This is a genomic window from Zarconia sp., from assembly GCF_057467645.1.
In genome coordinates this window covers 24,923-37,839 of the sequence record NZ_JBRJXU010000079.1, presented here as the reverse complement: position 1 = coordinate 37,839, position 12,917 = coordinate 24,923, and the positions used below count along the sequence as shown (strand labels likewise).

The following is a 12,917-nucleotide window of genomic DNA, read 5'->3' as shown; positions in this document are numbered from 1 at the left end:
GTTTGTGGAAACGGAGGAAGCTTATACCTCGAAGGCATCGTTTTTAGACGGTGATTCTTTACCAAGGCACGGTGAAAAACCCAGCCAGTGGAGAGCGTCGGGCAAACGAGTGTCGCGGGGTTTGTATCGAGCTTCTAACGGGGAAGTCGTCAACGCCGATTGTAACGGTGCGGCGAACATCATCTCAAAAGTAGCGACACAGCTAGGCGTAAGTTTAGCCAAGGTCAGTAGGGGAGTTTTGAACCTCCCGAAGCGGTATGACGTATTCAGTGACTTGAGTACATTGTATCGCGGTGTGGCAGACCGCATCACGCTCGCGTGTGCCCAAGCCACGAACCCAGAATCCCAGGTCTTTTAAGCCAGGGAGAGTTCAACCTAAACTAGAATAGGGAAGCGAGAACGGATCGACCAGAGATCGAACCTTTATAACAACAGTATTTATCAACGAGATAGAGGCAAAGCATGGCGACTGTAACGACAAGTGCGATTACGGACAACCCAGAGAAGCAGAAAGCGCTCGATCTGGTAATGAACCAAATCGAGAGATCGTGCGGTAAGGGATCGATTATCCGCCTGGGAGATGCCACCCGGATGAAGGTGGAAACGATTCCCAGTGGGGCACTGACGCTAGATTTAGCCTTGGGTGGCGGCTTGCCCAAGGGACGAGTCATCGAAATTTACGGCCCGGAAAGTTCGGGGAAAACGACGCTAGCCCTCCACGCGATCGCTGAAGTTCAGAAAGCGGGGGGAATTGCCGCGTTTGTCGATGCAGAACACGCCCTCGATCCCACTTACGCTTCGGCGGTGGGGGTCGATATTGCCAACTTGCTCGTTTCCCAGCCGGATACGGGGGAAATGGGTTTAGAAATCGTCGATCAACTGGTGCGATCGGTTGCGGTAGACTTAGTGGTGGTCGACTCGGTGGCAGCCCTGGTACCTCGGGCGGAAATCGAAGGAGATATGGGAGATACCCATGTCGGCTTGCAGGCTCGTTTGATGAGCCACGCTTTGCGCAAAATTACCGGAAATATTGGTAAATCCGGATGCAGCGTCATTTTCCTCAACCAGTTGCGCCTGAAAATCGGCATCACCTACGGCAACCCGGAAACCACCACCGGGGGAAATGCTCTCAAGTTTTACTCTTCGGTTCGCCTAGACATTCGCCGTTCTCAGACGTTGAAAAAGGGTTCGGAGGAATACGGCATTCGTGCCAAAGTTAAAGTTGCCAAAAACAAGGTTGCCCCGCCATTCCGGATTGCTGAGTTCGATATTCTCTTCGGTAAAGGGATTTCCAGCCTCGGCTGTTTGCTGGATTTAGCGGAAGAAACGGGAGTCATCAACCGTCGCGGTGCCTGGTACAGCTACAACGGCGATAACCTGGGACAAGGTCGAGATAATACGATTGGCTATATGACGGAACATCCCGATTTTGCTGCAGATATCGAACGGCAAGTTCGGGAGAAATTGGAAATGGGTGCTGTGGTTTCGGCGAATTCCGTTGGCGTCGTTTCTGAGTCCGCCGAACCTGCTACTGAGACTGAAGAGAAGGAGAAGGATAAGAAGAAAAAATAATTGGGTTTTGCCGTTAGCGAAATCCTGACAAACGAAAGTGCCCTCGCGATCGCATCGTGGGGGTTTGTTATCGTCTTTTCGATCGCACAACCGAGCATCAATGGGGTTGGCACATCACACCCCTACCGTTTCTCCAATTTTTCTAATTCAATGTTAGGCGGTATCGATATTTGTGAAAGATGACCTTGAATCTTCGATGCACGCTTCTCTTCCAACTTGCTGAATCCTTAAACATCGATCGCCGGTTTAAATTGCCGATTGCATATCGAGTTCGAGAGGGAGTTCGAGGGTAAATTTTGTGCCCACCCCCTCTTCACTTTCACAGCTTATCGTCCCCTGAAGCTTTTGAGTAACTAAATTATAAATGATATGCAAGCCCAAACCCGTTCCACCCCGTCCGCGTTTGGTGGTAAAAAACGGATCGAAGATTTGGCTGAGATTCTCTGGAGAAATACCGCGACCGTCATCGGTATATTCTAAGATAACCCGATCGCTTTCTTGTTGCAGTGTGATGGCAATCGTACCGGCATCCTCTGGTTCGTAGGCGTGAATCAGAGAATTGAGAACTAAATTGGTTAAAATTTGAGCGAATGCACCGGGATAGCTATTGAGTTCGACTTCTGGAAAATCTCGAACGATAACTTGATGTTGAGTCGACTTGAGTTTCGGCTGCAACGAGTGCAACACTTCATGGATATAGGCTTTGAGTTGAAATTTTCGTTGTGATTCGCTAGCGCGATCGACAGCCACTTGTTTGAAGCTTTGAATCAAATTTGCAGCTCGATCGAGATTGCTCAAAATAATGGTACTGCTTTGTTGCGCCGTTTCCAAAAAGTTTTCGAGTTCCGATCGTTTTAGCGACCCTTCTCGATAGATTTCGAGAATTCGATTGAGTTTTTCATCGAGTAAAGAAGCCGCTGTGACCCCAATCCCAATCGGGGTATTCACTTCATGAGCAACGCCCGCAACTAAAGACCCCAGTGCCGCCATTTTTTCCGATTCGACAAGTTGACTTTGGGTGGCACGGAGATTTTCTAAAGTTTCCGAGAGAACTGTATTTTGTTTCGAGAGTTCTTTGGTTAAGGAACGAAGTTGGAGGTGAACTTTAACTCTTGCTAAAAGTTCTTGACTTTGAAAAGGCTTTGTGATGTAGTCAACGGCCCCAATTGACAGTCCTTTCACCTTATCGACAGTCTCCGAAAGTGCCGTCATAAAAATCACCGGAATATCTTTAGTTTCCTCAGAAGATTTCAGTTGCAAGCAGGTTTCAAAACCATCCATCTTCGGCATCATCACGTCTAGAAGAATCAAATCCGGCTTGGCATATTCCGCTTGCTCGATCGCACTTTTGCCATCCATTGCAACCAGAATTTCCCATCGCTCTCCCATCAGAACATCGGAGAGCAGCTCTAAATTATTGGGATTATCGTCAACGATGAGAATTGTAAATGTTGGGGCGGGAGAATCTTCCATATGGCTCGCTCTAAAATCTGAAAAATTGAACGGGCGCAAATCGATCGACAGCCACGATCGTCTTGTCGATTAAGATTTTATCTACTTTGGTATTGTAAGGGAAGATGCATCAAAATTTGAGGTTTTGAATCGAAAATATTCCGTCAAACCGATCGATTTCTGGATTCATCTCCTCCATTTGCATTTTCTCAGATCGGACGGGTGAAGTCTGTCACGGCGTAGCTGGTATGGGCAATATCCCATCTAGTCTTCAAATTTTAACGGTTGCTCTCTATGGTTTCAAGACTCGCGTTCGTTCCCCAGTCTAAAACGATTCCCAACTTCGACCTAAATTCTCTCGGACTCGATTGAAAAATAGATCCGAGTTCCGACACCATCTATGAATTTAAGCCATTTGGCGGATGGAAACCTCCATAAAAACTTGTTTAATAAGTCTAGTCATCTCAAGACCCAAAAAAAAGCACCCCGAATCAGAACCCCCATCGACGCTATGTTGATGGGGATTTTTTTTCATCTCATTTAGAGATAGAGGAGAAGGGGGATTGGGGTAACAACTCAGAAGAATCACGATCTCGATTTTCTGTCTTCAATTGACGATCGCTCCCCCACCGATCGAGCAACTTTTTCGGAGGTCTTGAATTGACGGAGTTCGATCGGCCATTTGGCGTAGGCATAATAGAATGACACGATCGAATTTCAGATCGCACCCAATCTCACACGCTATGGATATCTCTTTCGGACGGGAAATTTGTGCCGATCTCAAGGCGGGCGAATCGCGGGAGTGGCTGGTGACCAATGGCATCGGCGGTTTTGCCTGCGGAACTGTTACAGGCGTGCTGACGCGCCACTATCACGGCTTGCTGGTTGCCGCACTCAGCCCCCCCACCGATCGCACCTTACTCGTTACCAAGTTTGCTCAAACCGTTAGATATCGCAATTGCACCTATCCCCTCGACACCAATCGCTGGGCAAATGGGACGGTGAACCCATCGGGCTACCATCACCTCCAACATTTCCGCCTCGATGGCACGATTCCCACTTGGACGTTCGCTTGTGGGGAAGCCTTGCTCGAAAAGCGGGTGTGGATGCAACAGGGGCAAAATACAACCTACATTCGCTATACCTTCACGCGGGGTTCTGCGGCACTCGCACTCTCTGTGAAGGCGTTCGTCAACTATCGCGATTTCCACGGCGGAAGCAGCAAAAGAAATTGGCAAATTGAAGCGGTTGAAGGGGGCTACCGCCTGGTTGCCGACCCGCGGGCCGTCCCCTTTTACCTGCGACTCGATCGCCCCAAGGTTACCCAATCGAGCGCGCCAACCTGGTACGAAAACTTCGATCTGGCCATCGAACGGTATCGGGGAACTGGAGATCGAGATTGTCACCTCCACGCTGCCACCTTCGACACCACCCTGGAACCGGGGGAGTCCCTGACGGTAGTTGCCAGTACCGACTCGAGGGCTAATTTAGACGGTCGAACGGCTTTAGAAGCGCGCCGCACCTACGAACGGGAACTCCTAAATTTGCGATCGAAAGCCTCCTATCTCAAATCCACCCAGGAACCGGAATGGACCCGTCGCCTGGTTCTGGCGGCCGACCAGTTTATCGTCAGCCGTCCTCTGAGCGATCGACCCGACGGCAAAACCATCATTGCCGGCTACCCCTGGTTTGCCGATTGGGGGCGCGATACGATGATTAGCTTGCCGGGATTAACTCTATTCACCGGACGACCGGATATTGCCCGGATGATTTTGGGAACCTACGCTCGCTATCTCGATCGGGGAATGCTACCCAATGTATTTCCCGATCGCGGCGATACTCCAGCCTACAATACGGTCGATGCCAGTCTCTGGTTTGCTGAAGCGGTGCGATCGTACTACGCGGCTACAGGCGATCGCGACTTTTTAGAAGCCATTTTCCCCGCCATCGAAGAAATCGTCCGCTGGTACCGACGGGGCACTCGATACAACATCCATTGGGATCGGCAGGATGGATTGATTTACGCCGGAGAACCGGGGGTGCAGGTGACCTGGATGGATGCCAAAGTGGATGACTGGGTGGTGACGCCACGCCACGGCAAACCCGTCGAGATTAACGCCCTATGGTACAACACCCTGAGAATTGCCGAAGCAATCGCCAAAATTCTTCAGCGTCCCGATCGCGAATATCGCGAGCTCGCCCAACGAACGGTCACCGGGTTCGAGCGCTTTTGGAATCCGACCGCCGGATACTGTTACGATGTCCTCGATACTCCCTCCGGCAACGATGATGCCCTGCGTCCGAACCAACTGCTGGCGGTTTCTCTATCGGGAGTTTGCGGTAAGTACGCCCAACCCCTCCTCCAACTCCGGCAACAAAGGGCGATCGTCGATGCTTGCAGCCGGGAATTACTCACATCCTACGGGCTGCGATCGCTTGCCCCCAGCGATTCCCAGTATCGAGGCCGTTACGGAGGCGATCGATACCAGCGAGATGGCGCGTACCACCAGGGAACCACCTGGGGATGGCTCATCGGTCCTTTCGTAGAGGCTCACTTCCGCGCCTATAACGATCCTCAACGAGCGCTCGAATTCCTCGAGCCGATGGTACAGCACCTGAACGGGGCGGGTTTGGGGAGTATTAGCGAAATTTTCGATGGCGATGCACCCATGACTCCCAGGGGGTGTTTTGCCCAGGCTTGGAGCGTTGCGGAGGTACTGCGGGTGCGATCGCTCGTTTCATCCCAGAATGCGCGGGAGTTCGGTTGATAAGTAATCCGTTGAAAGTCATCCGTTAGACCTGTACTGACGATCGGAGGATTCAACAAACGAATGGGATGGGTAATTTTTCTGAATGAATGAAGAGGGGCACGTTACGTTGAATTCGGGCTTAACCGATACGACTGATTACTTAACGTCAGTTTTGCTCGAGCTACCTCGCCGGGAGGTCGACTCAGGGTGACGTTCGGGCGGTCGGCAAGCCTCGCGAAAGCGAAGCGACAACACTGGCGACATCTGGTGGCTCAGGAGGAAAGTACTCAATCCCCATTCCCTAGTCCCTATTCCCCATTCCCCACCATCGCCCGAAATGACCCGATGCCAGACAGAGTCTTACTTCGACGTTAACCGACCGTCTTCGAGGTGAACGACGCGATCGGCCACATCGAGAATTCGGGGGTCGTGAGTCACCATCAAGACGGTAACACCTTCCTCTTTGGCCAGTTTGCGCAAGAGTTCGATGGCGGTATGACCGCTTTGAGAGTCGAGAGCGGCAGTGGGTTCGTCAGCCATAATCAGTTGGGGGTTGCCCGCCAAAGCTCGCGCGATCGCCACCCGCTGTTTTTGTCCCCCTGAGAGGTTCCGGGGCAAATTATGGATGCGATCGCCCAAACCCACCTGTTCGAGCAAATCGTGCGCCCGCTCTCGCGCCTTGCGACCGCGAATGTTTTTTAAATGCAGCGCCACTTCCACATTCTCGGCGGCACTTAAGGCTGGAAACAGGTTAAATCCCTGAAAAATAAAGCCGATATGGTCGAGACGAAATTTGGCGAGTTGCCGGCGAGACATCTGGGTAATGTTTTGACCGAGCAAGCACACTCGACCGGCCGTGGGGGTCAGTAATCCCGACAAAATAGAAAGTAAGGTGGTTTTCCCCGATCCCGATGGTCCCATCAAGATCTGAATGCTTCCTTGGGGGATGGTCAGATCGATTCCTTTGAGCACCCGAGAACCTAACGCTCCAGAGTGAAACGTCATTTCAATTCCCTCAGCAGCGATGGCACCAGCATGAATGTTGTTCGAGCAAATGGGCGTTGCTACCGTCTGGGAACGTTGGGTAGACACAGGAGACTGAAGTTGTGAAACAGTAATCATTATATGTGTTCCAGTCGAGTCCTCATTATTGACATACGTCTGAGCGGAGCGAGTTTATGCACGTGCGCGCGAACCCGATCGGGCCCTGAAAGTGAATGACAACGGGCGAGCGGTTCTAAGTAACAGTCCGATACTGGAGACTTACTTGCAATGCAGCCATCGAATCGGACCAATCGGGCACCAATTGGCACCTTATGGGGAAGAAGACCGACTACGTTTGCCAAGGGAGGTTATCGAAATAACTCCATTATTACCTAGCGTTAACCGGAAACAGTCATGGAGTCGCTCTCGAACTTCACGGTTAGAACGCAGACGACTCGGGACATTCCCGGTTAAAGGGGGACACACGCGGTTGCAGGAGGTCATTGTGGGTTCGGAGTTATCGAAACTTTAGGGCCCAAGGAATGGGTTCTTTGCTCCGCGTCTATCTATATGTTGCATATTCTGTCTTAATTTTCCGATCGGCTGAGTGACAATTGTATGAATCTAAACTGAGAAAACCATTTGAAAGGGCGAGCGATCGCCTCCTCAATGGCTTGAATTTAGCGCCGAATCTCGAACCCCTGCAAACCTTGATGTGCCCGATTCTCAACCGTCACATTTTCCACCTTCGCCCTTTGGGGACCGCGATGGCACCGCTGTAGCATCTGTTCGATTTGGGCTGAGGTTCCTTCAAAAGCCGCTTCCACGCGACCATCGGGCAAATTTTGCACCCAACCGGCAATCCCCAAGGCTTCGGCTTCGCACAGGGTCCAAAAGCGATACCCAACACCTTGCACTCGACCGGAAATATAAGCGCGAACGTGAGTTTTCGAGAATTCCATAGTACTCTGTTACCTAAAGATGGGGTCATAGCAGTTGCCAAATCAATATAGGACACTGCGTGAAAGTGGGCAGCGCTCAGACTCCGCAGGGCGCGCGCATACGCAAGGAAAGACCGATCGTTGGGAGGCAGGGGAGGTCCGCAGAAAAATGCACGTTTGGGATTTTGGTGTCCTAACCGCTCTGGCGACTGATATCGAACATTATTGTCACGGGAGGGAAGCCGTTTTTGCTCGCACGCACTAAAGCCTATCTTCAACTGAGAGTCAAGCAAGGACGAGAAGGGTTACAAAAGTGGGGAACTCGCCGTCGCCGACAAATTGTGAGTCTGCTGCTGGTTTTTGTATTAGGCTTGACTCTCACCAAAGTTATTGCAGAACTCGTCACTGAGGAAATTGCGATTTTTGGGTTTCACGATATTATCGATGTTACCAATCCTCAAGAAATGCCCCCCCAGCGAAAAATAGGTCATGGAGACTATACCAAACAAAACTTAGAAGAATTACTCGATTTTTTAGTTAAAAATAACTACTGGTTTCTCTCCACGCAAGATCTATACGATTATTTTGTGAGTCCCAATCCCCAACCCATTCCAGAGGAGCGAAAGGGGCAAAAAAGAGTGATGGTGACCGTCGATGATGGGTATCAAAGCGCTCACGATAATATTTTCGATTTAGCCGAAAAACTGAAAGCAAAATACGGACGTTCGATCGAGGTTGTGTGGTTTGTCAATCCACCTTTTATGGGAAAACTGGGACGAGACTTACCCAGTGGGTTAGATCGGGTAAGTTGCGAAGATTTTCGGGAAGGATTGACAGCCGGATTTTACGACCTGCAATCCCATGGTGCAAATCATACGAATTTGACGGAGTTAGAGCCGCAAAAGCTTGATGACGACCTCTCCCGGTCTCAAAACATGTTGCGAGAGTGTACTGGCGCTCTCGATCTCGATCGCACCGTCGCCAATCATATTGCTTACCCTTTCGGCTCGGCAGACGAGCGCGTCGAAAATGCAGTCCAGAAATATTACTTGTCTGGATATAATTATAGCAATAAAACGCTCAAAGGAAGGCTTGAAAATCCCTATCAAATTCCTCGGATTAGCATTCATAAAAATATCCCACCGCAACGGTTAATTCGTTTGGCAAAAGGGGGATGGATTTAGTTAAGTAATAAGTAATAAGCGATCAGTGATACAAGGTTATTTATAAAGTAAAAATTAAGATCGTGTAGGGTAGAGCATGGCAGCGATCGCATCAAGAGTCAGCAGACAACACCAGGGTCAATCTCCTCGCGCGTGACACTCTATTCCCATTTCCCCTAACCCCTTTCCTCACACTCACTGGATACAACAATCCAAAACGGACGTTCGCTAAGCGGCACCCTGGAGTCACCCACGAACATGAGTCAGTGCGCGAATCAAATCCGAGTGTTGGAGTAGGATGGGCTTAGAACCGGATCTCTAAAATCCACACCCAGTCACCCTACACCCCACCCAAACCGGATTTAGTATGATTCCGAACTGACATTCAATAATTTTCATCCCTGGTTCTGCGTGCTATCCTCTGTCCAGGTATATGTATTTCGTGAGGAGCAAAAAATTTATGGTTATGTCTTCGGCGCGGAACTCGTCGGCAAGTCGTCGCGTTTCCGGCATTTCTTCGCGATCGCAACTCGAAACCACAGATTTTAACCCCTTTAGTTCGCCCCTTCCTCTTCCTTCAACTCCCCTATTCGGTACTGATGGCATTCGCGGTTGCGTCGGCAAGCTGTTAACGGCCCCCTTAGCCATGCACGTCGGGTTCTGGGCTGGTCGCGTGTTGAGCGATCGCGCTGCCACTTCCGGACCGATCGTCCTGGCTCGGGATTCGCGCAACTCTGGTAGTATGCTCGCCATGGCCCTGTCTGCGGGTTTGACCGCTGCCGGACTTGACGTGTGGGATATCGGATTGTGCCCGACTCCTAGTGTCGCTTACCTCGCCTGCCACACCGAAGCCATCGGGGGGGTGATGATTTCCGCCAGCCACAACCCACCCGAAGATAACGGTATCAAATTTTTTGGGGCGAACGGTACGAAACTCTCTGGCGCTATGCAAGAGGCGATCGAAGCCGGGGTGCGCGGCAATCTTCCCCAACTCGCCTCGCTACCCATCTGGGGACAGCACCACCATCGCCCGGAACTGGTGAAAGTCTACGCCGATTCCCTCTCCAACCCCCTACAGCCAGACGTGGATTTTCGGGGCATGAAAATCGTCTTGGATTTAGCCTGGGGGGCGGCCGCGAATCTCGCATCTCACATCTTTGAAGCCATGGGTGCCCAGGTCATTTGCCTCCACGATCGACCCGATGGAGATCGCATCAATGTCAACTGCGGTTCCACCCACCTCGAACCCCTGCGCTGCGCTGTCCTCGAACACGAAGCAGATATGGGTTTTGCCTTTGATGGCGATGCCGATCGGGTCTTAGCGGTGGATAACCTGGGACGACCGGTGGATGGAGACTATCTCTTGTATTTGTGGGGGTCGGCACTGCAGGAAGCCGGACAGTTGCCTAACAACGAAATCGTCACCACAGTGATGTCCAATCTGGGATTCGAGCGCGCCTGGGAAGCCCGAGGTGGTCGTTTCATCCGCACGGCAGTGGGCGATCGACACGTTCACGCTGCCATGGAGAAAACCGGGGCAACTCTAGGCGGAGAACAATCCGGTCACATCATTTGCAGCCATTACGGCATCGGTGGCGATGGAACGCTGGCGGCGTTGCACTTGGCGGCACTGGTTCGTCGCCACAACATCGCCCTATCCGACGCCATCGATGACAGCTTCCAAACCTATCCCCAACTGTTGGTGAACGTGCGGGTTGAAGATCGTCAAACCCGAGCGAACTGGAAAGAATGCGAACCTCTTCAAAAGGCGATCGCCCAAGCAGAAACCGCCATGGGCGATCGCGGACGGGTCCTGGTGCGCGCGTCTGGCACGGAGCCAGTTATCCGAGTTATGGTGGAGGCAGCCACTTCCGAACTCGCTCGCCACTGGGCGGATACCTTAGTTTTGGCAGTCGAACGCCACTTAGTGGGCTAGGTCGAGCGATCGACTTCAGTACGAAATCATGAGGCTGGCTCGATCGGGGTTGAGGCGATTCGGAATTGGGATCGGGGTGCAGAGTTTCAAGTGTAATTAGAGTCTAATCATTGGGTTATAACGTTGTTAGAGCTTTGCCATGGGATTGAAGTCAAGTTCTTAATGTTATTCCCCTGGATTAAATTCTTACCTCAACCCCTCAATTTTAAGTAATCGGTAATCGGTCAATTCGTAATAAGTACTAGACATTTAACCTAATCGAATAGGATAAAGCCTCTAGCTTCAAATGAAAACAAAAATTAAACGAATTACTGATTACTGATTACTTACGAATCCACGCGCCAGTCACACCGATCCTTCTTCGATGCCAAAAACAAAAAAAAAGTCTAAGAAGAAATCCCGAAAATCTAAACCGGACGCGAATTCCCGAACGCCAACCCTCAGTAAAAAAGAACTCAAGGCAAAAAAGCGCGAAGCCACAAAAAAGCGTAAAGAGTTTATCCAAGCATTCGTTGCTGCTGGCAGTATTGGGGCGATTCTCGGTGCGATCTTATTTTTCGTCAAAGATCCGAAACTGGCTATTGCCGGTGGTGGTGGCATTGTGGTTCTCGCTCTTTCTTACAAGTACCCCATTCAAGCATTATGGGGATTTTTTATCTACATGCCCTTTGCCGGGACGGTAACCTACTGGATTGGCGGCGGAAATGCCCTCTTCCAACTGGCGAAAGATGGATTCTTCATCCCGGCAATGCTCGCGATGTTTCAGCAGTTGGGGCGACGCAAACAGCCTTGGATTCAACCCAAGAATTTAAAAATTCCGCTGGCAATTTTAATCGTTTCTTGTTTGGTGACGTTACTATTTGTCAACGGCGCGCAGCAATTTTCATCGAAACCCCAAGGGCAGCCGATTCTGATGGGCGTTTTGGGTCTGAAAGTCCTTTTAGGATACGTACCGTTAATTACCTGTACCTATCATCTTCTGAAGGGAAAACGGGAGTTTCTTCTTTTCGTTCGCACCCACGTTGTTTTGGTGATTATTTGCTGCCTCTTGGGAGTGATGCAGTATATGATGCTCAAAACCGGTCGGTGTCAAGGCACCGATCATTTGTTGGGAGAAGACTTATTTAAAGCAACCCTCGAAGCCAAATGTTTGGTTGGTGGTTCCCTAGTTTATAGTCCTTCGCAAGGGATGATTCGCTTGCCGGGAACATTAGTGGCACCGTGGCAGTGGGCCTGGTTTTTAATTGGCAATACATTTTTTACCTTTGCCTCAGCTTTTAACGATCCATCTTTTAAGTGGAAAATTGTGAGTTTTGTGGGGATGGCATTGGTTTTTATGAATGCTGTAATTTCCGGTCAACGAATTGCACTGCTTCTGGTTCCGGTTCTCACTATCATTTTGCTGGTAGTGACGGGAAAAATTACTAAACTGAAACAATTTATTCCCATTGCCGGTGGCATTGCCATCTTAATTGTGGGGGCGACTATCCTATTTCCAGAAGTGATTCAAGAGCGGATCGATAGTACTGTTTCTCGCTGGAATGCTTCGCCACCCACGGATTTTATCGCCCACCAATTTGAGTTTACCTCAAAAGAAAGTAGTCTTTTGGGAAATGGCGTGGGACGCGCCACCAATTCTGCTCGCGTATTTGGAAAAGCCAAGCTGATTGAAACCTATTATCCCAAACTCTTTTACGAACTGGGTCCGTTCGGGACGATCGCATTTTTAGCTTGCGTGACGGCAATTACAGTGAGTACGTTTAAAGCCTATCGATCGGTTAAAGATAAAAGTTTGCGCAGTTATGGTTCGGCTTTTTGGGTTTTGATAGTCTTTATTAGCTATCAAACTTATTACTACCCTCTCGATGTCGATCCGATCGCCGTTTACTACTGGATGGTAGCGGGTGCCATTCTCAAGTTACCCGATATCGATAAGCAAGAACGGGAGAAAATGCGAGATCGCTCGGAAGCTGTCCCAGAACCCTCAAAGAAACGAAGAAAAAAAAGGCAACTTTCGCAGGTTTAAGATTCCTGAAATCTGACGAAAGATTATGAGTTTTATGAAGGCTCGATCGCGAGACAATTCAAAAAAGAATTGTTTTAATAAATTTAGATAGAT

At 50.1% G+C, this 12,917-nt stretch carries 8 protein-coding genes and 1 pseudogene; 6 read left to right on the top strand and 3 right to left on the bottom strand.

Annotation, left to right across the window (positions count from 1 at the left end; genetic code table 11):
• Together AC2215_RS11860 and recA are read left to right on the top strand one after the other, a co-directional pair.
• Window positions 1–358, top strand: a pseudogene (locus tag AC2215_RS11860) (hypothetical protein); the annotation flags it as partial.
• 104 nt (window positions 359–462) lie between these two features.
• A complete protein-coding gene (gene recA / locus AC2215_RS11855; RefSeq protein ID WP_486810205.1) occupies window positions 463–1,572 on the top strand; it encodes a recombinase RecA in 1,110 nt (369 codons plus the stop codon).
• Window positions 1,573–1,818: 246 nt separating this feature from the next.
• On the opposite strand, the gene AC2215_RS11850 is transcribed toward recA, so the two are convergent.
• Window positions 1,819–3,045 (bottom strand): hybrid sensor histidine kinase/response regulator, encoded by a 1,227-nt coding sequence (locus tag AC2215_RS11850; protein ID WP_486810204.1) that lies wholly within the window; start codon window positions 3,043–3,045, stop codon window positions 1,819–1,821.
• Between the two features lie 722 nt (window positions 3,046–3,767).
• Between AC2215_RS11850 and AC2215_RS11845 the strand changes: the two genes are divergently transcribed.
• Window positions 3,768–5,792: an amylo-alpha-1,6-glucosidase gene (locus AC2215_RS11845; protein WP_486810203.1), complete on the top strand. Its 2,025-nt coding sequence runs from the start codon at window positions 3,768–3,770 to the stop codon at window positions 5,790–5,792.
• 342 nt (window positions 5,793–6,134) lie between these two features.
• Here the strand turns inward: AC2215_RS11845 and AC2215_RS11840 are convergent, their stop codons facing one another.
• Window positions 6,135–6,779, bottom strand: a complete 645-nt coding sequence (locus AC2215_RS11840; RefSeq protein WP_486810209.1) for an ABC transporter ATP-binding protein — start codon at window positions 6,777–6,779, stop codon at window positions 6,135–6,137.
• Window positions 6,780–7,438: 659 nt separating this feature from the next.
• Window positions 7,439–7,720: an acylphosphatase gene (locus AC2215_RS11835; RefSeq protein WP_486810202.1), complete on the bottom strand. Its 282-nt coding sequence runs from the start codon at window positions 7,718–7,720 to the stop codon at window positions 7,439–7,441.
• A gap of 227 nt (window positions 7,721–7,947) precedes the next feature.
• Between AC2215_RS11835 and AC2215_RS11830 the strand changes: the two genes are divergently transcribed.
• The 3 genes from AC2215_RS11830 (at window position 7,948) to hpsL (ending at window position 12,824) form a co-directional block, all read left to right on the top strand.
• Entirely contained in the window at window positions 7,948–8,883 is a 936-nt protein-coding gene (locus AC2215_RS11830; RefSeq protein WP_486810201.1) for a polysaccharide deacetylase family protein, read from the top strand.
• Window positions 8,884–9,328: 445 nt separating this feature from the next.
• Window positions 9,329–10,798 (top strand): phosphoglucosamine mutase, encoded by a 1,470-nt coding sequence (gene glmM / locus AC2215_RS11825; RefSeq protein ID WP_486810208.1) that lies wholly within the window; start codon window positions 9,329–9,331, stop codon window positions 10,796–10,798.
• 364 nt (window positions 10,799–11,162) lie between these two features.
• Window positions 11,163–12,824 carry a hormogonium polysaccharide biosynthesis protein HpsL gene (gene hpsL, locus AC2215_RS11820; protein WP_486810200.1) on the top strand — a complete coding sequence of 554 codons (1,662 nt, stop codon included), beginning with the start codon at window positions 11,163–11,165 and terminating at the stop codon, window positions 12,822–12,824.
• Window positions 12,825–12,917: the final 93 nt, after the last annotated feature.